Origin of the sequence: Salinibacterium sp. NSLL17, assembly GCF_015864935.1 — a bacterium.
In the GTDB taxonomy this organism is placed as follows: Bacteria; Actinomycetota; Actinomycetes; order Actinomycetales; family Microbacteriaceae; genus Rhodoglobus.
Genome location: NZ_JADYWH010000001.1, coordinates 1,383,854 through 1,406,912 on the forward strand (window position 1 = coordinate 1,383,854; position 23,059 = coordinate 1,406,912).

The 23,059-nt window shown below is 61.6% G+C and carries 18 protein-coding genes; 11 read left to right on the forward strand and 7 right to left on the reverse strand.

The window, feature by feature from the left end:
- The 6 genes from nikE to I6E51_RS06815 all read right to left on the reverse strand — a co-directional run bounded on the left by nikE (nt 1) and on the right by I6E51_RS06815 (nt 7,250).
- Nucleotides 1-1,659, reverse strand: a complete 1,659-nt coding sequence (gene nikE / locus I6E51_RS06790) for an ABC transporter ATP-binding protein (protein ID WP_197109798.1) — start codon at nt 1,657-1,659, stop codon at nt 1-3.
- The gene (locus I6E51_RS06795) at nt 1,656-2,537 is read right to left on the reverse strand and encodes an ABC transporter permease (RefSeq protein ID WP_197109799.1); all 882 of its coding nucleotides are present in this window, start codon (nt 2,535-2,537) and stop codon (nt 1,656-1,658) included. Before I6E51_RS06795 ends, nikE begins: the two co-directional genes overlap by 4 nt.
- Nucleotides 2,534-3,532, reverse strand: coding sequence for an ABC transporter permease (locus tag I6E51_RS06800; RefSeq protein WP_197109800.1), 999 nt, complete (start codon nt 3,530-3,532; stop codon nt 2,534-2,536). Before I6E51_RS06800 ends, I6E51_RS06795 begins: the two co-directional genes overlap by 4 nt.
- 13 nt (nt 3,533-3,545) lie before the next feature.
- On the reverse strand, nt 3,546-5,180 hold the full coding sequence (locus tag I6E51_RS06805; protein WP_197109801.1) for an ABC transporter substrate-binding protein: 1,635 nt from the start codon (nt 5,178-5,180) through the stop codon (nt 3,546-3,548).
- 148 nt (nt 5,181-5,328) lie between these two features.
- Nucleotides 5,329-5,928 (reverse strand): biotin transporter BioY, encoded by a 600-nt coding sequence (locus I6E51_RS06810; RefSeq protein ID WP_197105891.1) that lies wholly within the window; start codon nt 5,926-5,928, stop codon nt 5,329-5,331.
- 152 nt (nt 5,929-6,080) lie between these two features.
- Complete coding sequence (locus tag I6E51_RS06815; protein ID WP_197109802.1) at nt 6,081-7,250, reverse strand: TDT family transporter; 1,170 nt, start codon at nt 7,248-7,250, stop codon at nt 6,081-6,083.
- A 158-nt stretch (nt 7,251-7,408) separates the two neighbouring features.
- On the opposite strand from I6E51_RS06815, the gene I6E51_RS06820 reads away from it, so the two are divergent.
- The 7 genes from I6E51_RS06820 (at nt 7,409) to ndk (ending at nt 15,953) form a co-directional block, all read left to right on the forward strand.
- Nucleotides 7,409-8,662 (forward strand): sodium:proton antiporter, encoded by a 1,254-nt coding sequence (locus tag I6E51_RS06820; protein WP_197109803.1) that lies wholly within the window; start codon nt 7,409-7,411, stop codon nt 8,660-8,662.
- A gap of 64 nt (nt 8,663-8,726) precedes the next feature.
- Nucleotides 8,727-9,077 carry a GntR family transcriptional regulator gene (locus tag I6E51_RS06825; protein WP_197105889.1) on the forward strand — a complete coding sequence of 117 codons (351 nt, stop codon included), beginning with the start codon at nt 8,727-8,729 and terminating at the stop codon, nt 9,075-9,077.
- Complete coding sequence (locus I6E51_RS06830; protein WP_197109804.1) at nt 9,074-10,078, forward strand: DUF1648 domain-containing protein; 1,005 nt, start codon at nt 9,074-9,076, stop codon at nt 10,076-10,078. Before I6E51_RS06825 ends, I6E51_RS06830 begins: the two co-directional genes overlap by 4 nt.
- Before the next feature lie 248 nt (nt 10,079-10,326).
- Nucleotides 10,327-13,617: an isoleucine--tRNA ligase gene (gene ileS, locus I6E51_RS06835; protein ID WP_197109805.1), complete on the forward strand. Its 3,291-nt coding sequence runs from the start codon at nt 10,327-10,329 to the stop codon at nt 13,615-13,617.
- Nucleotides 13,610-15,142, forward strand: coding sequence for a folylpolyglutamate synthase/dihydrofolate synthase family protein (locus I6E51_RS06840; RefSeq protein WP_197105886.1), 1,533 nt, complete (start codon nt 13,610-13,612; stop codon nt 15,140-15,142). The genes ileS and I6E51_RS06840 overlap by 8 nt, the downstream gene beginning before the upstream one ends.
- The gene (locus tag I6E51_RS06845; protein ID WP_197109806.1) at nt 15,139-15,540 is read left to right on the forward strand and encodes a DUF4233 domain-containing protein; all 402 of its coding nucleotides are present in this window, start codon (nt 15,139-15,141) and stop codon (nt 15,538-15,540) included. Before I6E51_RS06840 ends, I6E51_RS06845 begins: the two co-directional genes overlap by 4 nt.
- A complete protein-coding gene (ndk, locus tag I6E51_RS06850) occupies nt 15,537-15,953 on the forward strand; it encodes a nucleoside-diphosphate kinase (protein ID WP_009772535.1) in 417 nt (138 codons plus the stop codon). Before I6E51_RS06845 ends, ndk begins: the two co-directional genes overlap by 4 nt.
- Nucleotides 15,954-16,105: 152 nt before the next feature.
- On the opposite strand, the gene I6E51_RS06855 is transcribed toward ndk, so the two are convergent.
- Nucleotides 16,106-16,705: a vitamin K epoxide reductase family protein gene (locus I6E51_RS06855; protein WP_197109807.1), complete on the reverse strand. Its 600-nt coding sequence runs from the start codon at nt 16,703-16,705 to the stop codon at nt 16,106-16,108.
- Nucleotides 16,706-17,033: 328 nt separating this feature from the next.
- Between I6E51_RS06855 and I6E51_RS06860 the strand changes: the two genes are divergently transcribed.
- The 4 genes from I6E51_RS06860 to I6E51_RS06875 are packed head-to-tail and all read left to right on the forward strand — an operon-like array spanning nt 17,034 to nt 23,057.
- Entirely contained in the window at nt 17,034-19,835 is a 2,802-nt protein-coding gene (locus tag I6E51_RS06860) for an Rne/Rng family ribonuclease (RefSeq protein WP_197109808.1), read from the forward strand.
- Between the two features lie 49 nt (nt 19,836-19,884).
- Nucleotides 19,885-20,934, forward strand: a complete 1,050-nt coding sequence (locus tag I6E51_RS06865; protein WP_307783853.1) for a permease — start codon at nt 19,885-19,887, stop codon at nt 20,932-20,934.
- Nucleotides 20,924-21,673 carry a TIGR03943 family protein gene (locus I6E51_RS06870; RefSeq protein WP_197109809.1) on the forward strand — a complete coding sequence of 250 codons (750 nt, stop codon included), beginning with the start codon at nt 20,924-20,926 and terminating at the stop codon, nt 21,671-21,673. The genes I6E51_RS06865 and I6E51_RS06870 overlap by 11 nt, the downstream gene beginning before the upstream one ends.
- Nucleotides 21,654-23,057, forward strand: a complete 1,404-nt coding sequence (locus I6E51_RS06875; RefSeq protein ID WP_307783854.1) for a hypothetical protein — start codon at nt 21,654-21,656, stop codon at nt 23,055-23,057. The genes I6E51_RS06870 and I6E51_RS06875 overlap by 20 nt, the downstream gene beginning before the upstream one ends.
- The last annotated feature ends 2 nt before the right edge of the window (nt 23,058-23,059 follow it).

Below are 23,059 nucleotides of genomic sequence, written 5' to 3' on the forward strand. Positions count from 1 at the left end.
TCATCCTCTCACTCGCGGGAGAGCCGCAATTAACGACCGGGTATACGGATGCTGTGGTGCGATAAAGATTTCATCCGTCGGGCCCGTCTCCACAATGCGGCCCTCGTTGATGACGGCCACCCGATCGCTCATGTGGCGAATCACCCCAAGGTCGTGAGAGATGAAGAGATAGCTGAGGTGAAGGTGGCGCTGCAGCTCGTCGAGCAGATTCAGCACGCGAGCCTGAGTGGAAACATCCAGTGACGACACCGGCTCGTCGCAGAGGATCGTCTGCGGCCCCGGCGCGAGCGCGCGAGCAATTGCCACCCGCTGGCGCTGGCCGCCCGATAAGAGCAGCGGGCGACGGTTCTTCACCGCGCGAGGCAGACCGACAGCATCGAGTAGTTCATCTGGCGTCGTCAGTGACTGGTGGTTCGCGGATGCTCCAGCGCTCAACGCATCGGTGAGGATGCGCTCGACGCTCAAGCGAGGATCGAAGGAGCTCAAGGCATCCTGATAGATCGCACCCAGCGTTGGACGCAGCGGTCGGCGCTCGCGGGCACTCAGCGACCCCCACTCCTGGCCGGCGAGCAGCACTTCGCCGCTGTCCGCTGTCTCCAGGCCAAGGGCGATGCGCGCGATGGTGGTTTTGCCGGAGCCAGACTGGCCGACAAGGCCCAGAGTGGTGCCGGAAGCGAGGGTGAGAGAAACGTTGTCGAGCGCTTGAATCGCCGCCCCGTGTGGGGTGGGATAGCGGCGAGATACTCCGCGCAGTTCGAGCGCGGGTACCGAGGAAGCGGCGGCGGTAGCCGTGGCAGCAGCTCTGGCGCTCGCGGAAGTGTTGGGGAGTGTGACGGCTTCGGCATCCGATGGCAGCGTCAGAGGAATAGCGCGCGGAACGTCAACCGGAATGGCTGCGAGCAACTGCTGGGTCGGCACTGTCGCCGGCGCTCGCAGCAAGCCCTTCGTTTCACCGGTTTCCACAATGCGGCCTTCGCTCATTACGGCCACGCGGTCGGCGACGCGAGAGACAACGGCCAAATCGTGGGTGATGAGGATCATGGCGGTGCCGTTGTTGCGCAACGACGACAGCAACTCGAGCACGCGCGCTTGCACCGTGACATCGAGAGCGGTCGTGGGTTCGTCGGCGATGATGAGGGCAGGGCCGGCCGCGATTCCGGCAGCGATGAGGGCGCGTTGGCGCAGCCCGCCCGAGAGTTCGCCGGAGCGTTGCCGGGCTCGCAGCGCAGGATCGGGAATGCCCACGGCATCGAGCAGCTCAAGCACACGAGCCTGACGTTCGCGCTGGCTGAGGGTGGTGTGTAGCCGCAGCACATCATCGATTTCGCGGCCGACCGGGCGCAGCGGGTCGAGTGACACGAGCGCATCCTGCAACACCAGCCCAATGGATGCTCCGCGAATCGTTCGCCACCGTCGAGCACCGGGTGCCGGAAGGCTTTCTCCCGCCAGACTCAATTCGCTGAAGCTCACGTGGGCTCCGGCGGGCGCAAGCCCGAGCAGGGAACGGGCTGTGACGCTCTTGCCTGATCCCGATTCTCCGACGATGGCGAGGCATTCTCCGGCGGCGACCTCGAAGCTGACATCGTCAACGGCCGGGCGGGCGGCGCGGTCGAAGTGCACGCTGAGGTTGCTCACACGCAGGAGCGGGGTGGCGGTCATCCGCGGGCCTCCTGGCGGGTGCGGGCGTTGAGGGCGCGGCCGAGCACGGTGAACGATGCGGCGGTTGCGACAATAGCCAGACCGGGGAAGACGGTGAGCCACCAGGCGACGTCGATGTAGGTGCGACCGCTCGAGAGCATCGCGCCCCATTCGGCGGCGGGCGGGGCGACGCCGAGCCCGAGAAAGCCGAGCGAGGACGCCCAGACAATCGCTTGGCCAACGCCGAGGGTGCCGAGCACAAAGATCGGCGAGAGCGCTCCGGGCAGAATGTGCTGCCACACGATGCGCGCTCGCGAATGGCCGAGAACTGTGGCGGCCTCCACGTAGCTGGCACTGCGAACGCTGCGCAGTTGGCTGCGGATGATGCGCGCATAGCCGGGCGCAGTCGAGAGGCCCACCGCCACGGTCGAGGTGACCACTCCGGGCCCGGCGATCGCGATGAAGACGAGCGCGAGTAGCAGGCCGGGAAGAGCAAACATGACCTCAACGAGGCGGGTGCTGACGAAGTCGCCGAGTCTGCTGCCGAGACCGCCCAGCAGGCCGAGAATGAGCGCAAGGCCTAGCCCGACCGCGGTGGCGGCAATTCCGATGAGCAGCGAGTTTCCGGCTCCGAAGACAACGCGCGTGTACACATCGCGACCCGACTCATCGGTGCCGAAAAAGTGGGCAGCCGATGGTGACTGGAACGCTTCGGCGGGGGCAACAGCATCCGGGTCAGCGGTCGTGATGAGCTGCGGAGCGAGAGCGGCCGTGAGAATAAGCGCAAGCACGGCCAGAGCGATGATGACGCCCGTGTTGCGAAGCCAACCGCCGCGGCCCCGGATGCCGGGAGCGCGCCGTGCAGGCTGCGAAAGTCGGCCAGCCAAGATTTCGGTCATCGTGCTGCCACCTCCGTTACGCGAGGGTCGACGATGCGGTCAACGACATCCGTTGCGATCGTGACGATGATGAAGGTCAGTGCCGAGAGCAGGGCGACGGCGGTGACGACGGGAATGTCGCGGATGGTGACGGCACTGAGGAGGGTTCTGCCGAGGCCCGGCCGCGCGAAGATTGTCTCGACGACAACGGCGCCGCTCAGGAGCGAGCCGAAGGCCCAGCCGGAGAGGGAGATGCCGGGAAGGGCTGCGTGGCGCAGCACGTGACGAAGTCGCACACCCCATTCGCTTTCGCCGCGTGCCCGCGCCGAGAGCACGAAGGGTTGTTCGTAGGCGTTGGTGAGGGATTCGCGCATCACTTGGCCGAGGAAGCCGGTGAGGGGCAGAGCAAGGGTGAGCACGGGCAGAACAAGACCGAGGGGGCCGGGGACGCTAATCGGGGGAAGCCAATGCAACGTATTGCTCAGCAGAATGATGAGCAGCGATGCCAACCAAAAATGGGGAACGGCAGCCGCCAAGAGTTCGAGCCCGGACCCCAACGCGCGCGCAACGCGACCGCGACCGCTCGTAGCCAGCGTGAGGGCAAGGGCGCCAAGCCAGGCCATTACGAGGGAGGCCAGCGTGAGCACGAGCGTTGACCAGAGTTGCGTCAGTACATAAGGAGCCACTGCCACCTTGAGCGCGTATGACGTGCCGAAGTCGGCGACCGCGAGCTTGCCCATCGCCAGAAAATACTGAACGATCAGCGGCTGGTCGAGGCCATAGTCGGTGCGAATCTGGGCCACGGCTTCGGCAGACGCTTGCGAACCCGGCCCACCCAGAATCGCATCCACCGGATCGCCCGGAATCAGACGCAGAGCAAAGAAGATGACCGTCGCAACAGCCCACAGCACAAACACACCGCCGCCAACGCGGCGCGCGATCCACCCCAGCGACCGCAATCGGGTCGCTGGGGTGGAGACACTCGCTACTGCAGGAGCGTCAGTCGAAACCGTCACAGAGGGCGTTCCTCTAGTTACTCAACCACGCATCGTAGAACGTTGGCGCTGCCACGGGAGGCAACGCCCGGAATCCCTCAACATTCGTGCTGTAGAGGTAGTGGTTCTGCTGGTCATAGAGGGGCAGAACATAGAAACCGTCAACAATGATCGACTGAGCCTCGGCGTACAGGTCTTGGCGCTCGCTGGCATCCGATGTTTCGCTGGCCGTCGTGAGGAGGGCATCGAGGGCGGGGTCACTCAGCTGGGCCAGGTTCGCGTAGTAGCCGCTCGGCGCCGGAATGATCGAATCGGAGTGGTACAGGATGCGCAGCACGTCAGCGCCGACCTTCGTGTACGGAGCGCTCACGAGGTTGTACTCGTTCGTGAACAGAGCGCCATACCAGGACGACAAATCTGTCGGCTGCAGAATGACCTCAAAACCGACGTCCTTAGCGGAAGCCTGAATCTGCTCAAACAGTGACTGCTCAGCGGGGATCGACTGGTTTGTGCTGATCGGGAACGTCAGGCTCAGGCGCTCGCCGTCTTTCGTGCGGTACCCGTCGGAGTCGATCGTGTCCCAGCCTGCCTCGTCGAGCAGGGTCTTAGCTGCCTCCGGGTCGGTGGTGAACACGTCAGGGGTCGAGGTGCCCGCGGCTTCGACGCTCGAGAGCACCGAATACGAACGCTCGGCCGTTCCAAAGAACAAGCTCTCGATTCCAGGGTTTACATCCACAGACCGGATGAAGGCTTCGCGCACCCGGATGTCGTCGAACGGTGCCTTGCCCGAGTTCAGTTCGATGCGGTTGGCGGCGCCGGGGCGCGGTGCATCGAGTTCTTCGATGGTGGCCACGTCGGCGGCGGACGAGATGTTGTTGGGCTGCGCGTTATCGATCACGTCAACGTCGCCCGACTGGAGGGCGGCATAGCGGGTGGCGGCATCCGGAATGAAGCGCCACTCAATAGCGTCGAGACGGGCCGCACCGGTGTGCTCGGCGTCAGCGGGAGCCGAGTTGTAGTCCTCGTTGCGTTCGAGGGTGATCGACTGCTGCTTGACCCAATCGGTCACGATGAAGGGTCCGGTTCCCACAGGGCTCTCACAGTTGGTGGCTTGGTCGCGTTCGAGCGCGGTAGGGGACTGGATGCTCACCCACGGCTGCGAGAACGATTCGAGTAGCGCGCTGTCTGGCGCCGACAGGGTGAAGCGCACCTGATCGGCGGCGACGGCTTCGATGCCGTCGATCTTGCCCACGGCGAGGTAGCCCGTTGAGGAAGCGGTTTCGGGGTCTTTCAAGTGCTCGATGTTCGCTTTGACGGCCTCAGCATCAAAGGGGGTGCCGTCGGTGAAGTTCACATCGTCACGCAGAGTGAAGTCCCACGTGAGGCCGTCTTCGCTCTCGATCCAGTCGGTGGCGAGCCACGGGATGATCTCGCCGTCGCTGTTCTTCGAGACGAGCGATTCGAGGTACTGGGTGCTGATGAGTCCCTGCGGGTAGTTGCCGCCGACGTGCGGGTCGAGGCAGCCGGGCTCAGCATCCCCGGTCGCGTACACGAGCGTGCCGCCGTCAACGGGCTCAGCAGCCGGTTCGCTGGCCGCTGTGCAGCCGGCAAGCAGTGCGGCGCTGGCCGCTATCGAGAGGGGGAGGAACAGGATGCGGGGCGCGTTCACGTGGATCCTTTTGTGGGGGAGGAATGCTGCTCGGGTGCGAGACACTCAATTATTGTTGAACTGAGTACATTAAGTCCAACTGGGCAAAAAACCGGGCCGGTTTGCCTGAGCAAAACCGACCCGGTTAGTGAAACTGAAGGAGCGTGCGTTAGTCCTGCTTGCGCGAGAACTTCGTGGCGATCTTCCACGTGGTGGGGATCACGGCTGCGGCAATACCGGCCTTGATGAGTCCACCGATGATGAAGGGGTAGAGACCCCACGCGAGAACCTGCTCGAGTGTTCCACCGGTCACGATGGCAAGCCACGTGAGGCCGAACGCGAAGGTGACAACCGTGCCACCGAGGAACGAGAGCGCAGCGCCGAGGAACTTCTTGTCCCAGTCGCGCTGAGCAAGCCAGCCGGTGAAGCCGGCAGCAAAGATGAAGCCGATGATGTAGCCGCCGGTGGTGCCAGCAAGAACGCTGACTCCGGAAGAAGCTTCGCTGAAGACGGGGAGTCCAACCAAGCCGAGCAGCGCATACAGCGTCATCGAGATCGCACCACGCGTCGCACCAAGCGAAGCACCAACAAGCAGTACCGCGAGTGTCTGGCCCGTGATCGGTACGGGGTACAGCGGGACAACAACCTGGGCCATTACAGCAGTCAGAGCGGCGCCGGCGGCAACGAGCGTGATGTCAGTGGCGAGGCTACGAGAAAAGACGGTGTCGGCGAGCGTGGGCCGGCCGAGGGTCAAAGTGAGAGTCGACACGCGACGCTCCTTTCCTTTGTCTGCGAACTGTGAAGAGCCCTGCCTGAATAGGCGGGTGCCTGAATAACCCTAGTCATAGATTGCGGGCATCGGTGTGCGCCTCGTGCTAACAAACCTGCTCAGATTTGTGAGATGCGTAACAATTGCGATTCTCACGCCGCCGGAGTGGCAGGCGCTGCAACGGCTGTCGCATCGCCGACTACCGGCGGAGCCAAGAACAATGTGCCCCGGATGACGCTCCCCGCAAAGGTGCGCAGCGCTACGAGTACCCAGGCTCCCACAAGAGCTACGAAGCTCACGAGTGCCGTCACCTCGAGCACCGCGGAACCGGTAGCCACGGCGAGTACGCTCAGCGCAACCACCATGTTGCCCACGGGGAAGGTGAACGACCACCACGTGAGGCTGAACGGCAAGCCGCGGCGGGCGGTGTGCACGGTCATGGCGATTGCTAGCGCCGTCCAGAGGAGCGCAAAACCTAGTGTGGGGACGCCGTAGATGAACCCGAAGAAACTGAGGGCCTCGGCGAGCTCAGCAGACACCGCGGAGGGGGCAACCGTTCCAAGAACAATTGCGGCCGTAATGGACTGGCCGAGTGGGCCAAGCACAATCCAGAGAGTCGGAACCGCTGCGGAGTTGCCGATGTTGTGTCGTGCTAGTCGTCCCCAGATCAGCGGGAGGATCACCGCGGTAGCGATCATGCTGAGCCCGAACATCGCGTAGCAGGCGATCAGCATCGTCAACCGAGCCTCGCCCTCAGGCAGGTATGGGATGAGCGGTGCTCCGGCTGCTGCCGAGACCAGGGGAGGGACCACGGGCATGATCCAGCCTCCGAACGGCGATTGATCTGTGCCGGATGACGACGTGAAGGTCAAGAACGGGACAATCACGGCGGTGGCAAGGCCAAGCACGGTGCCGATTGACCACAAGATCAGTGCGACGGTGAGCGCGGCATCCGCCCCCATGATGTCGGGGCCGAAGAGCAATGCACCTGCGCCGATGGTCAGAATCGCCAGCGGCGGCGCACCATAGAAATGAACCATTGCCGGATGCCGGTGGTGCGAAAGCGCAACCTCCCGGTGGGCGATCCAGTGCGCTGCGCTCGCGGCGATAAGCCCCAGGAGCAAGACAGTCGCGATCACCCAGACGGTGCTCGCAAACACGTGGAGTTGCGGAGCGATTAGGGGAAGCGTTGCGGCAGCGTTCGCGACGATGCCTGTGCCCATAACGGAGGCAAACCAGTTGGGGCTGATGTGGGAGATCACATCGCGGGGGCTGCTGAGGTCGCGCAACAGCACGCGGCGGCGAGGAATCTGGCTGCTCATGAGTCGTTTCTGAAAGTCGGAGGCGCGACGGGTTCGGCCCACCGGTGCAACCGCGGGTATTCGTGCCGCATTCCCGTAGCCTTGAGCCACCCCGGTGTCGCGCAGCGGTTGTGCGTGGCTACGGGGCATGCCGCGCTTCGTTCTGCAGTGGAGGAACCATGACCGAACTCGTGATCGTTGCCCTCGTGGTGTTCGCCTTCGCGATGGTGTCGCGCAAGCTTGCGCTGTCTCCCGTGACCGCGCCGATGGTCTTTACGGCTGTGGGCATCCTGTTGGGTGTTGTGGGTGCGCGGTGGTTTCAGCTCGACCTCAAGAGCGAGGTCGTCTCGATCCTCGTCGAGGCCACCCTCGTCTTAGTGCTCTTCACGGATGCGGTACGCATCGATCTGCGAGCGTTGCGCAAGCAGATCTTTCTTCCGCTGCGCTTGTTGGGTATCGGCCTGCCGCTCACGATTGTGCTCGGGGCAGTCGCCGCGGCGGCGCTCTTTGGCGAGCTCACCTTCATCGAGGCTGCTCTCATCGCCGCGATTCTGGCGCCGACGGATGCTGCGCTCGGCCAAGCGGTTGTCAGCGATAAACGGTTGCCGGTTCGCCTTCGGCAGGCCCTCAATGTAGAGAGTGGCCTGAACGACGGAATCATGGTTCCGGTTGTCACAGTCTTTCTGGCGATTGCCGCCACCGAAACGGGAGCCGCTTCGGGCGAGAGCTGGGGTCTGTTCGCGGCTCAGCAAATTGGGTTCGGGGTCATCTTCGGTGGGGTTGTCGGAGTACTTGGCGGGTGGTTGTTGAGCCGAGCGTCGAGCGCCGGATTTGTTGACGGCATTTACCGCCAGCTGGCGACCATTGCCATCGCTGTCGCGGCGTTTGCGAGCGCCGGTGTTGTTGGCGGCAATGGATTTATTGCCGCGTTCGTGGCTGGTCTCGCGTTTAGTGCGGTTGCTCGCGACCACTGCGAGGATGTTCAAGACTTCACTGAAGACGAGGGGGAGTTGCTCAGCTCGATCACGTTCTTGGTGTTCGGCGCGGTACTCGCAGCACCGATCCTCACCTCGCTCACGTGGCAGATTGCGCTCTACGTGGCGCTGTCGCTGACGGTAGTGCGCATGGTGCCCGTTCTCCTGGCGCTGGCGTGGTCGGGTACCCGCTTCGAGACGCGGCTCTTCATCGGATGGTTCGGGCCACGAGGGCTCGCCTCGATTCTGTTCGCTCTCTTAGTGTTCGATGAGCTGAGCGGCTCCGTTGCTGACACCGTGTTCTCGGTAGCGGTGTGGACAATCCTCGTCAGCGTCTTTGCCCATGGCGCGACAGCCAGCCCGTGGACGGCGCGACTTGCACGCCGCCTGAGTTCGGCTCCGGCATCCGCGGCCGAGATGAAGCATGTGCAGGAGATGCCGGCACGTCGTCGGTTCTGAGGCGCACGGTGATCCATCTAGAGCGCGCTTGTGCTAGTCCAACTAGAACAATTATGATGACGTCATGCTAGTTCGAGTGGATCCCGCGTCCGAGACGCCGCTCTTCGAGCAACTCGCGGCGAGCATCCGCCAATCTGTCATCGATAAGACCGTCACAGCAGGGGAGAGGCTCCCCAGCGCACGAGAACTAGCCAGCTCTCTCGGCGTCAACATGCACACCGTCTTACGCGCCTACCAAGAATTGCGCGACGAGGGCTTCATCGAACTCCGCCGCGGTCGTGGAGCAATCGTTGCCGCCACCGCCCAGAGCTACGATTCGCTCGCCGACGGCATCACCGCTGTTGTTGCTGAAGCGCGCGCCCACAAGGTTTCACTCGCTACTCTTACCGCCCTCATCCGAGAGGAATACCAATGACCCTTCCCGCCGAGAATGTTTCGCCCCAACTCACGCGAAACCGCCGTCTGATCATCGTGATCGGCGTGGTGATCCCGCTCGTAATCGCGCTGGCCGCTGCCTTCATCATGGCGCTGTGGATCCCTGAGCTTCCGAGCCCGGTTGCCTCGCATTGGGGAACCTCAGGCCCAGACGGATACTCCACCGTGGGCAGCGTGATTGTGTTGCCGCTACTGATGACGCTAATCTTCGCGGCGCTTGCCGCCTTCGCCAGCTGGAAGGGTGGTCCCAACGGCGGAATGCTCTGGGGGCACAAGATCATGGTGGCCGCATCCATGTTCCTGTCGATTACGCTCAGCGTCACAGCGGCGGGCTCACTTGCTGTTCAGCGAGGACTTGAGAACGCTGAGAATGCTCCTGCGATCGGGGGAATTGCCATTGCCGCATTCCCCATCGCGCTCATCATGGCCTTATTCGCCTGGCTCATGCTTCCTGCCGCCGAGTACATTCAGTCGACCCCGGTCACCGCGAAGCCCATCGCTGGTGCTGCAACGCAACGCGTGCACTTCTCCACCACGACGCGGGTTGGTCCAGGCGTCGTGATTATTGTCGGCGCTGCCCTCGCCGCTCTGGCCATTGCCCTCGCAGTGCAGGCGGTCAGCAATCCCGACGAACTCCTCTTGCCCGCTGTCATCGGACTCTTCGTGATCGCACTGTCCGTCAGCACTCTTTCGTGGCGTGTGACAATCGATCAGCGTGGGCTTAAGGTCCGCTCCGCTCTGGGCTTTCCTCGCACCACCATCGCGCCAGACCAGATCGAGTCCGTCGCCGTCGTCGACGTCAACCCGATGGGCGAGTTCGGTGGCTACGGCTGGCGTTGGGCTCCCGATGGCCGCAGCGGCATCGTTCTCTCCAAAGGTGATGCCATCGAAGTGACGCGGATGAACGGCAAAAAGTTCATCGTCACGATGCACGACGCTCAGCTGGCAGCAGAAACGCTCGCTACTATCGCCAAGAAATAGCGCTCAGCGGTCAGCTAACTCGCGTATCATTGCTGCCACACGCTATGAACCGGCTATCACCGGGGAGCGTTCGGAAGAAACCATCTCAACTTCAGCTTCGGCGGGGGAGCAGGCGGCGGTAGAACCGAACGGGTAAGCCCGTTACAGCGATATGAGTGGTGTGCCGCAGGGTGCATAAGCGGGGTGGTACCGCGGCTGAGAGGTCGTCCTCGTGCAGATTATTCGCACCTACGTACCACTGGAGCCTCATGTCGTATCCCCGCCACAGCTCAGACGATTCCGTCGCGCCGTCCCCGAAGTTTCCGGCGATCGAAGAGCAAGTGCTCTCGTACTGGAAGGCAGACGGCACTTTTCAGGCATCCATTGATCAGCGTGAAGGCGCCGATGAGTGGGTCTTCTACGACGGCCCTCCTTTTGCCAATGGCCTCCCGCACTACGGTCACCTGCTGACTGGCTACGCCAAAGACCTCTTTCCGCGCTACCAGACCATGCGCGGCAAGCAAGTGCACCGTCGCTTCGGCTGGGACACCCACGGACTCCCCGCTGAACTCGAAGCGATGCGCCAGCTCGGCATCACCGAGAAGAGCCAGATCGAAGAGATGGGCATCGACAAGTTCAATGCCGCCGCTCGCGAATCGGTGCTCAAGTACACCGGCGAATGGCAAGAGTATGTGACGCGCATGGCGCGTTGGGTCGACTTCGAGAACGACTACAAGACGCTCGACGTCAACTTCATGGAGAGCGTCATCTGGGCGTTCAAGCAGCTGCACACAAAGGACCTCGCCTACGAGGGTTTCCGAGTGCTGCCCTACTGCTGGAATGACGAAACCCCGCTTTCCAACCACGAACTGCGCATGGATGACGACGTCTACAAGATGCGTCAAGACCAGACCGTCACGGTCACGTTCCCGCTCGACGGTGTGAAGGCAGAAGCGCTGGGGCTCACCGGCGTAAAGGCTCTTGCCTGGACGACCACCCCGTGGACGCTCCCCACCAACCTTGCTCTCGCTGTCGGCCCCGACATCGACTACGCGATTCTGCCTGCCGGCCCGCTCGGTGCTGGCGACGGTTCGGAGCAGGGCTCCGCCCAGTTCATGCTTGCGGGTGACACCATCGCGGCCTACGCGAAAGAACTTGGCTACGAGACCGCTGAGGAAGCTCTTGCAGCAGTCACGCGCACCATCAAGGGTGCCGAACTCGCGGGCGTTCGCTATGACCGCCTCTGGGATTTCTATGCGGATGCCGAAACCTACGGCACCGAAAACGCGTGGCAGTTCTTGGTCGCCGACTACGTTGCCACCGGTGAAGGTACTGGCATCGTGCACCAGGCGCCCGCCTACGGTGAAGATGACCAAAATGTGTGTGCCGCTGCCGGCATCCCCGTTGTCATCTCGGTTGACGATGGTGGCAAGTTCTTGCCGTCGGTGCCGCCCGTGGAAGGCATGCAGGTGTTCGACGCCAACAAGCCGCTCACGAAGTTGCTGCGCGAGGAGGGCCGCCTGCTCAAGGTGGCCAGCTACGAGCACTCCTACCCGCACTGCTGGCGCTGCCGCAACCCGCTAATTTACAAGGCGGTGTCGAGCTGGTTCGTCAAGGTTCCGGAGTTCCGCGATCGCATGGGCGAGCTCAACCAGCAAATCAACTGGGTTCCCGAAAACGTTAAAGAGGGCCAGTTCGGCAAGTGGGTCAGTAATGCCCGCGACTGGTCGATCAGCCGCAACCGCTACTGGGGTTCGCCGATCCCGATCTGGAAGAGCGACAACCCTGACTTCCCGCGCGTGGATGTCTACGGTTCCCTGGCCGAGATCCAAGCGGACTTCGGCCGCCTGCCTCTCAACCACGAGGGCGAGCCCGACCTGCACCGCCCGTTTATCGACGAGCTGACGCGCCCGAACCCCGACGACCCGAGTGGTCAGTCGACGATGCGTCGCATCGAAGACGTGCTCGACGTGTGGTTCGATTCGGGCTCGATGCCGTTCGCTCAGGTGCACTACCCGTTTGAGAACCAAGAGTGGTTCGACACCCACAGCCCGGCCGACTTCATCGTGGAGTACATCGGTCAGACTCGCGGATGGTTCTACACTCTCCACACGCTCTCGACGGCGCTGTTCGACCGCCCGGCCTTCTCTAACGTCATCAGTCACGGCATCGTGCTGGGCAATGACGGCCAAAAGATGTCGAAGAGCCTGCGCAACTATCCGGATGTCTCCGAGGTGTTCGAGCGTGACGGTGCTGACGCGATGCGTTGGTTCCTGATGTCGAGCTCGGTGATCCGTGGCGGAAACCTCATGGTTACCGAAGAGGGCATCCGTGATGGTGTTCGCCAGATGCTGCTGCCGCTGTGGAGCACGTACTACTTCTTCACTCTCTACGCCAACGCTGCCGATAACTATGAGGCGAGCTGGCGCACCGATTCGACGCACGTTCTCGACCGCTACTTGCTCGCTAAGACGCGAGAGCTGATCGAGGATGTCACCGTTGAGCTCGACGCACTCGACAGCCCCATGGCAGCCGCAAAGCTCCGCGACTTCGCCGACGTGCTCACCAACTGGTACGTGCGTCGCAGCCGTGACCGCTTCTGGAGCGGCGACGACAAGGATGCCTTCGACACGCTCTACACCGTCCTAGAGACCGTGGCGCGCGTTGCTGCCCCGCTGCTCCCGCTCGTCTCCGAGGAGATGTGGCGCGGCCTCACGAACGGCCGCAGCGTGCACCTCACGGACTGGCCTGACGCCTCAGCATTCCCTGCTGACCACGATCTAGTTGCAACGATGGACCGTGTGCGCGAGATCGCCTCGAGCGGACTTGCTCTGCGCAAGGCGCGCAGCCTGCGCGTTCGACTGCCGCTGGCTTCGCTGACGGTCGTGAGCGACACTCCCGCAGCCCTCGCACCGTTTAGCGACATCCTTCGCGATGAGCTCAACGTCAAGGCTGTCAAGTTTGACGCTCTCGAAGAGGGTTCGTTGGAGAGCTTCGGCATCACCAAGAAGCTCACTGTCAACGCTCGGGCTCTCGGCCCGCGCGTCGGCAAGCAAGTGCAGCAGGTCATCAAGGAGGCCAAGGCCGGCAACTGGGAGACCACGGCCGACGGTGTTTCCGTCGACGGGATGCCGCTGGAAGCCGGCGAATACGAACTCCAGATGGAAGCGGCCGACGAAGCGAGCGCAATCGCGTTCCTCTCCGAGGGTGGCTTTGTGATCATTGACACCCAGCTCACTCCGGAACTCTCAGCGGAGGGCCTCGCTCGCGATGTCATCCGTGCGATTCAGGATGCCCGCAAGGCGGCAGGATTCGACGTGAGCGACCGCATCTCTCTGACGATTGGTGCGCTAGACCCCGCCGACCACGAGGCCATCGGATTCCACAGCGCCATGATTTCCTCAGAAACGCTTGCAGCGCAATCCACCGTTCAGGCCTTCGCGAATGACCTCGAAGAGGGCACACTAGAGGTGCACCGCACGCAACTCGCGGCAGGAAAATACGCCAATATCGGCGCGCTGGTGATCGACATCACCAAGATGGGAACGACCAATGTCTGACCGCGATGATGAACTCGGCAACGACGGCCAATTCGATGAAAACGGCGACCCCATTGAGGCGTCGCTGACCGACGAAGAACGCGCCGAACTCGGCCCGGAGCATCCCCTCGCCGACCTCAGCCCCTTCGCTGATGGGTTTGAGGGCACCAACATCGACGAGGATTCAGACTTCGAACTCGAAGACACTGAATACCTCTCGGATGCCAACAACGTGTTCGAAGAACTGCTTGCGCGAGTGGGGGAGCAGGCGCCTCAACCGCGTCTCGAAGCAACTCGTCGCGCCGTCGAGTTGATCGGCGACCCGCAGCGCACTTACCCCGTTATTCACATCACGGGCACCAACGGCAAGACCTCCACGAGTCGCATCATCGAGAGCATTCTGCGCGCCTACGGGCTGCGCACGGGGCTCATGACGAGTCCGCATCTTGTGCGGGTCAACGAGCGCATCGTGATTGATGGCCGGGCGATTTCTAACCGAGCGCTGGCCGAGAACTGGGCTGACATCCGCCCGTTCCTGCTCATGGTCGATGCCGAGCTGATGGCCAAGGGCGAAGAAGCGCTCACCTACTTTGAGGCGCTGACGGTGCTGGCATTCGCGAGCTTCGCGGATGCTCCTATCGACGTCGCCATTCTTGAGGTTGGCATGGGCGGCGAGTGGGATTCCACGAACGTCGCCGACGGTCAAGTTGCCGTGTTCACGCCGATTGCGCTCGATCACACGCATCGTTTGGGCACGACAATCGCGCAGATTGCGCGCACCAAGGCGGGCATCATCAAGCCGGCTGCCGCGATCGTGTCGGCTATTCAGTCGTCGGATGCCCAGATCGAGTTGGAGCGCGCGGCAGATCTTACCGAGTCCACAATTGGTGTCGAGGGCGATGCTTTCGAACTCCTCAGCAGCAATGTTGCCGTGGGTGGCCAACTTATTTCGGTGCGCGGACTCGCAGGCACCTACTCTGACCTGTTCATGCCGTTGTTCGGTGAGTTCCAGGGGCACAACGCCGCGCTCGCTATCGCTGCCGTCGAGTCGTTCTTGGGCGCTGGCAGCCAGGCGCTCGTTCACGATGTGCTCGCTGAAGGGCTCGCTACCGTCGCGTCGCCGGGGCGACTGCAGGTTATTGGTGCGGAACCCACCGTGATTGTGGATGCCGCTCACAACCCTCATGGCGCAGCGGCTCTCGCCGTGGCGCTCAAGGAATACTTCACGTTCGAAGACATCGCTTTTGTCATCGCTGTTGTCGACGACAAGGATGCTGCTGGCATCGTGGAGGCTCTTGCCCCCATTGCTAATCGCTTCTATGTGACGGCATCACAGTCGGACCGGGCCGTTCCTCCGGAGGAACTCGTTGAGACCGTTCGCGCGTTCACCGATGAGACCACCGATTTTGATTCCTTTGCTGAAGCAATGGAGTTGGCGCGCAGCTGGGCGGCAGAAAACGAACGCCGGGCTGTCGTCGTGACCGGTTCCATCACTCTTGTTGGCGAGGCTCTTGCTCTCGCTGAGGCAGAGGGTTGGAAGCCGTGACCTCCGCACCCACGGTTCGCCGAAAGCGCTCCGTCACCGAACTATTGCTGAGTATCGTGTTGGTGCTCGATGCCACGCTGATCTTCTTCGTGGCGCTCACGGCGTTCGGGCTCAAAGCCCTCGCTCCGGCCCCGGCGTTCATCGGGGGAGCAGTTCTGATCGTCGTGTTCGTCGCGCTTGCCCGGATGCTGCACCGCCCGGGGGCCCTCTGGGTCGGTTGGGCGCTGCAGGTCGGTCTCATTGCTCTTGGTTTCATCCTCACGCCGATGTTTTTCGTGGGGGCAGGTTTCGCTGGCATCTGGATCTATTGCTTCATTAAGGGCCAGCAACTCGACCGCGCCAAGGCCGAAATTCTTAACACCCAGTCCATGACCACCCCCTCTGAGGAGACACAATGAACATCGAAGAGACCCTTGTACTGATCAAGCCTGACGGCGTTGCTCGCAATTTGACCGGTGAAATCCTTCGCCGTATTGAGGCCAAGGGCTACCAGCTCGTTGACGTGCGTCTCGTGCAGGCGGATGTCGACCTTCTGTCGCAGCACTACGCGGAGCACGAAGGCAAGCCGTTCTACGAGCCGCTGCTCGACTTCATGCAGTCGGGGCCGACCGTCGCGCTGCGCATCGCGGGCAACCGTGCGATCGAGGGATTCCGTTCTCTCGCGGGCACGACCGACCCGACTACGGCAGCTCCCGGAACGATCCGTGGAGACCTCGGTCGCGACTGGGGCCTGGCTGTTCAGCAGAACCTCGTGCACGGCAGTGACTCGCCTGAGTCTGCAGCGCGTGAGCTTGCACTCTGGTTCGCCTAAATCGCTTTCCTGAACTCATATAGCGCTCACGGGCAAGCGACGGATTAGCGCGGCATTCTCAGCGGCTAAACCGTTCAGTCCACAACATAATGGCGAGGGCCTGACAACCGTCAGGCCCTCGCCATTGTTGTGTTCCCCTGGGGGAATATGTCTTACAGGTACGACAGAGCGTCGAGTCGAATCTGGGCGACAATCGCGATGATGATGTAGCCAACAATCGTGATCACAGGGACCCAGCTGTAGGCGGTGCTGGCGGCCTTGCGGAGCGAACGGGGAGCGCGAATCGCGCCTACTTTGATGTTGCGCAGTGTCACTGCCCAGAACATGGGGATCGTGACCGACCACACAACCATGCACCAGGGGCACAAAGTGCCGAGGTTGAAAATGCTCTGGTAGGCGAGCCAGAGAATGAACGCGAAGGCGCCTGCTACTCCGATGTTGAAGGTGACCCAGAACCAACTATTGAAGCGCGCTCCGGCGAGTATTGCGGCACCGACAACAACTGGCGCCATGAACGCCACCAGGCCAATGATGGGGTTGGGGAAGCCGAACAACGCGCCCTGCGCTGACTCGAGGTTGGCTGCGCACTGCACCACGATGCTGAAGTCACAACTCAACACGGCATCCGGGTTTTCGAGCACATGGAGCTTCTCTAGTGTGAGCTGGAACGACGCCCAGAGCCCCACAAGCCCAGCGAATATCAGAAAAATTGCGAGGGCAATGGGCCTGTTGCGAACCCCGGAAGCAGTCATGCTGGGATTATCGCACGTGCGTCAGGCTCACTTTCTGAGAATGCATGCGATAATGAAGCGTAGTTATTCCGAGCCGCGCTCGGAACAACACCAAGAAGTCTTCCCGGGCATAGCGACCGGACCAGTTGCGCAACGCTAGTTGTGTGAGTCGGATAGCCAGTTCCGAAGTGCTGTGAGAGAGCACAACTGCAACGCGAGCCACGGGCCCGTTGCAGGACCTGAAGAATTAGTAGCGGTTCCTGAACCATAGGTTTGGTGGGGGAATAGCGCACGAGAGAGTACCCAGTGGGTGGCGCGGTCGCCTACAAGGGCTAGGAGTACACCAGCGATGGTGAATGAAAGCAATAATTCGAAAGATGTTCCCAAGAAGAAGGGCCTTTTCGGCCGTATTCTTCCTTCGGCAAAAGCGCCGGTAGAGAAGCCAGTGGCACAGAAGCCGCCGGTCGACTCACCTGTTTCTGACGCACCGGTCGCCGCAAGCGCGCCCCGTGCAGCGAAGTCTTCTCAGCGTCCCGCTGCGAAGACGGCAAGCGAACACCTTGGTCGCGAGGTCCCAGATGCCGTCACCGGCATGAAGGCTGAAACTGCGAGCGAGCCCACGGCCGCGAACTCCGAGGCAACCGCGCCAGCTGCAGCTAAGGCAGGCGTGGACGCAGACGCAAAGACCGGTTCATCAGCTCCCGCACGCTCACGCTCACGCAAGAGCCCGGCCGCTAAGACACCGGCCGAAAAAGCGAAGACCGAGAAGGCAACGACCGCGAAGGCAGCTCGACTGACGCCGCCGTCGACGACGTCGCTGCTCTTTCAGGCACCTGATCTTCCCGATCTGCCCGAGCTTCCGGCCCGGTCGTCGCGTTCGCGCAACGACAACGGTGCTGGTTCTGACAACCGCAGCGGTGACAACCGCGACGGTCGGGACAACCGCAGCAAAGACGATAACGAGGGCCAAGACGAAGCGGGCAACGTTCGCCGTCGCTCACGTCGTCGTTCTGGTGAGGATGCTCGTCCCGGTGACGAGTCGCCCAACACCGTTGTGCGCGTTCGCCAGCCTCGCAAGCAGGCAGAGCCCAGCAATGAACCCACTCGCGTCAAGGGCTCTACTCGCCTTGAGGCGAAGAAGCAGCGCCGTCGTGATGGCCGTGATGCTGGTCGTCGTCGTCCCGTCGTAACGGAGAGCGAGTTCCTCGCGCGCCGTGAAAGCGTTGACCGCGTCATGGTGGTCCGCTCGAAGTTTGATCGCATCCAGATTGGTGTTCTCGAAGACGGCGTCTTGGTCGAACACTATGTAGCGAAGGCTCAAGACGCGAGCCTCATCGGCAACGTCTACCTCGGTCGCGTTCAGAACGTTCTGCCCAGCATGGAAGCAGCCTTTGTCGACATCGGGCGTGGCCGCAACGCTGTGCTTTACTCCGGTGAAGTCGATTGGGATGCCGCCGCTGAGAACTCTGCTGATGGCAAGCCGCAGGCTCGTCGCATTGAGCTCGCGCTCAAGCCGGGCGACCGCGTGCTCGTTCAGGTTACAAAAGACCCGGTCGGCCACAAGGGTGCCCGACTCACGAGTCAGGTTTCTTTGCCCGGTCGTTACCTCGTCTACGTTCCCAATGGTTCGATGAGCGGTATCAGCCGCAAGCTGCCCGACACGGAGCGTTCGCGTCTCAAGAAGATCCTCAAGGGTGTTCTGCCGGAGAATGTCGGTGTCATTGTGCGCACCGCCGCCGAGGGCGCGACTGAGGAACAGCTCACGCTCGACGTGAACCGTTTGACTAACCAGTGGGCTGACATCAGCGCGCAGGTTGAGAACGCTCAGAACCAGGGCCCAGCATTGCTGCACTCTGAACCTGATCTTCTGATCAAGATCATTCGCGATGTCTTCAACGAAGACTTCCACAAGCTTGTTATCGAGGGTGACGACGCTCGCAAGACTATTGAGGGCTACGTTCGTTCGGTCGCACCTGACCTGCTCGATCGTCTGCAGGCTCACGAGGGAACCGTTGACTCCTTCGAGGAGTACCGCATTTCTGAGCAGATCGAGAAGGCTCTCGACCGCAAGGTGTGGTTGCCCTCGGGCGGTTCGCTCGTCATCGACCGCACGGAAGCGATGACTGTCGTTGACGTCAACACCGGCAAGTTTGTCGGCTCCGGCGGCAACCTCGAAGAGACCGTCACCAAGAACAACGTTGAAGCAGCGGAAGAAATCGTTCGCCAGCTGCGTCTGCGTGACATCGGTGGAATCATCGTGGTCGACTTCATCGATATGGTTCTCGAGTCCAACCGTGACCTCGTCTTGCGTCGCCTCGTGGAGTGCTTGAGCCGTGACCGCACGAAGCACCAGGTTGCTGAAGTGACGTCACTCGGTCTCGTGCAGATGACGCGTAAGAAGCTTGGCCTTGGCCTGCTTGAGACGTTCAGCGAGAACTGTGAAGTGTGTGCTGGCCGCGGTGTAGTCGTTCATCACGACCCCGTCACTAAGCACCGCTCGCAGCCGACACAGAACGAGCAGGCTGGCGGTGGACGCCGTGGGCGCAACCGTGGCGGCAACAACAACTCCAGCGGTTCGAACAACAACTCTGGCAACTCGAACGGCAACAACGGCGGCAACAACGGCAACGGTGGTGGATCGCAAACACAGCAGTCCAACAACTCCGCGAAGAATACTGCTCCGGCTTCGGCTCCGAGCAATGGCACTCACGCGATCACTGAAGACGTGCGCAACGCGCTTGCTCGTGTTGCCGCGAGCACCGTCGTTCCTGTCGTCGAAAACCAGGCTAGTGAAACTCCAGCAGTGGATGCCGCGGCATCCGCTCCTGCAGCGACCGAGACAGTGGCGGCTCCCGAGCCCAAGAAGTCACGACGCAGCAAGGGCGGAAACAAGTCAGCTCAGCCCGCTCAGCGCTCGAGTGATGCTGTTGAGCCGGCCGCTGAAGCTTCTGTAGCCATTTTTGACATTCCTATCACCAAGGCCGAGAGCTCGACTCCCAAGATCAGCACGCAGGATGCGGAGCAGATTCTGGGTTCGGTTCTCGAGGCTCTTCCTGAGCCCAAACAGCCTGGTCACGGCAAGGCTCGTGGTTCACGTCGCGCCAGCAGTCAGGGCAAAACCGTCAACGCAACGCCTACCGACGACAACTAACACTGCGGCACTCGGTACTTTTCGAGTTTCAACTTTGTAAGGTTTACCCGTGAGCACCACTTTGCCAGCGAGCGTCGATGATCACCATCATCAGCATGATCATCGACCTCGCCGGTCACGAAACCGTTGGTTGTGGTTGGCCTTCGGCACGATCGGTGTCGCGGCAATCTTCGCGCTGCGAGCGTTCACTGGAGAGCTAGAGTCCGTCGGCGTCCCGGGTCTCACCGCTGATCTTCTCACCTTGGCGACGAGTGTCATCATCGAGTCGCTGCCGTTCGTTGTGCTCGGCATCCTGCTGTCAATTGTGGTGCAGACGTGGCTTCCGGATGACTTACTGATGCGGTATTTGCCGCAGCGTCCGGTGTTGCGTCGGGCCGCAATCTCCTTGTTCGGCATTGCATTGCCGGTCTGCGAGTGCGGCAATGTGCCTCTCGCCCGTGGGCTGATCCTCAAGGGCTTCTCGGTGCCCGAGTCGATGACGTTCCTGTTGGCGGCGCCGATTATCAACCCGATCACGATTGTGACGACTCATCAGGCTTTCGGCTTCGATGACGGCATCCTCGTGGGGCGAATTCTTGGTGGCCTTGCGATCGCCAACATCGTGGGTTGGCTCTTCAGCTTGCACCCGCAGCCCAACGCGATGCTCACTGGTCGTTTCGCTCAGCAGTGTGCGGTGGGTTCTCACGGGCCCCGTCAGTCGCGCACAGAAAAAAGTCTCGACATTTTCATGCGCGAGTCCAGCGTGCTCATGCCAGCGGTGTTCATCGGCTCGCTCATCGCGGGCGCCATTCAGGTTGCGGTACCGCGAGACGTCTTGGTGTCGCTCGGTAGCAATCCACTCTGGTCGATTCTCGCGATGATGGCGCTGGCGTTCGTGATCTCTGTGTGTTCCAGCGTTGATGCGTTCTTTATTTTGCCCTTTGCCAGCACCTTCATGCCCGGTTCTATCGTGACGTTCCTGGTGTTCGGACCGATCATCGACATCAAGATGCTGGCCATTATGCGCACTACCTTTACGGCCAAGGTGCTGCTGCAGCTATCGCTTGTCGTTGCCCTGATGAGTGCCTTTATCGGATTGGTGATCAACTATGTGGTCTAGCCTCCAACGCTGGTGGGGCGTCATCCTGATTCTCGTGGCCGTAAGCGCCACGGTGTGGCTTGGGGCGACTCAGCAGCTCGTTCTCTACATTCACCCCCGCTATGTGGTGTTCACGGTAGTTATGGCGGCTCTCGCGCTCGTGATGGGTGTGCTGAGCCTCGCAATCCGTCCGGCTAACACCGAAGAAGCGGTGGCTCCGCGCGGGTGGTCGCGGGTTGTTGGGGGAGTAGCGCTGCTTCTTTCTGGTGCAATCGCTCTCACGTTGGTCATTGTGCCTCCGACGACGCTGTCGAGTGCTACCGCAAGTCAGCGCGACATTGTTGGTTCCACGGTGGGCAGTGATAGTCAGAACGTGGATGAGGTCGCGAATGCCGACGATGAACTCATCGCCAGTTTCACAGTCGTCGATTGGTCGTCCTTGCTCCGTCAAACAAGCGATCCGAATTTCTATTCGAACAAGACGGCGGATGTCGTGGGCTTCATCACGGCCAGCGAAGATGATCCCGCCAACATTTTCTATCTCTCGCGCTTCACCGTCACGTGCTGCGCGGTTGACGCGCAGCCCACGGGTGTTGCCGTCTACGCCCCGGATTGGGCGAACGAGTTCGATGTTGATGCGTGGGTGGAGATCACCGGGTCCTTTGAGGTCAACCAGAGTTCGCGCAGCGATCTGCCGCTCGTCCTTGTTCCGGAGACGATGACTGTTGTGGAGCGGCCGAGTGAGCCATATCTCTATTAGTGCACGCCCTCCGGAGACGGAGCACAGCATCCACTCGTTTCGGCGAACTTTCGCCTGGACGATTGCTGTGCTGTTGGTGCTGTGCGGAATTTTTCTCGGGCTGGGGTACCTGCAGGGACCCAAGTTGTCGAGCGCTCAGGTCGATGTGGATGCGGTGGTGTCATCGTCAGATCAAACGTTGCGTCTCTTCGCGAATCAGACTCTCGCTGCTGTGGACTCTGGCGCGGTCACTGTTAGTCCGGATGTCGCGGCAACGGTGTCGAGTGAGGGCGACCTGATCTCGGTGCAGTTTGCGGAAGCGTTGGACTACGACACGGAGTACACGGTGTCGGTGGATGACGTCGTGAGTCCCTCTGGTGGGTCTGAGTCCACGCTGAGTTATTCGTTCACGACGGGGGAACCCACGCTGTACTACCTCGACCGTGGCGTGCCGAACGACGAGATCGTGCAGACCGGGATGAGTTCGCAGGAGCGCACCGTGGTGTACTCGGGAGAAGGCATCCAAGAGTTCGTGCCGGTGGGGGACGTGTTTGCGGTTACGACCGCGGCTGCTGATCGCACTGGAACCCTCACGCTCGTGAACCCCGACACGGGAGTCACCGAACAAGTGTTACTTCCCGAAGTCGGTGAAGTCGCAGATCTGGATGCGGCCCGCTCGGGTTCACTCTTAGGTTTCACGATTTCGAGTCTCGATCCGGGACCAATTCCCACGGTCTCGCACACTCTGTACACGATGGATGTTAATCGTGGCCGTGACGTCGTAGCCGTAACAGACTTGGACGGCGACCCCATGCGGGTCGTTGGCTGGCAATTTGTGCCTGGTTCGACCACGATTGTGGCGCTCACGACTGAGAGCACGCTCGTGCGGGTCGATACGGCATCGGGCTTGGTGGTGCCGCTCGGCGGTTACTTCGAGTTCGATCGGGTCTCGGCCGACGGTTCGACCGTGGTGGTCGTTGATCCGCGAGGCAGTGCGGCGGTCGCGCTCTCCGACGGTACCGAGTCGCGTTTGAACCCGTCGACAATCGATGGTGAGCAGCCTTTCTTGGGGCAAACCGATGCGGATGCTGCAGGAAACCTGGTTGCCAAGATGGTGTTGGTGGATGCCGACGGCGGCTCGTTCAGCAGTGTGCTGGCTTTCGATGACGGTGAGGCTTCGCGCATCCTGTACCAAACGGTTGATGACAAGGGTGCAATTTTGGACTTCCACGTGTCGCCAAACAACCAGTTTGTGGCGGTCGAGGTGCAACCGAACGTCTCGAACTTCGACTCTGATGAGTATGTGAAGAATCCGCGTCCGCAGAGCGTGACGACCTACCTTGTGGAGATTGCGACGGGCGCGGTGACGCGCAGTGTTGAGGGATTCGGCCTCGTGTGGCGCTAGGT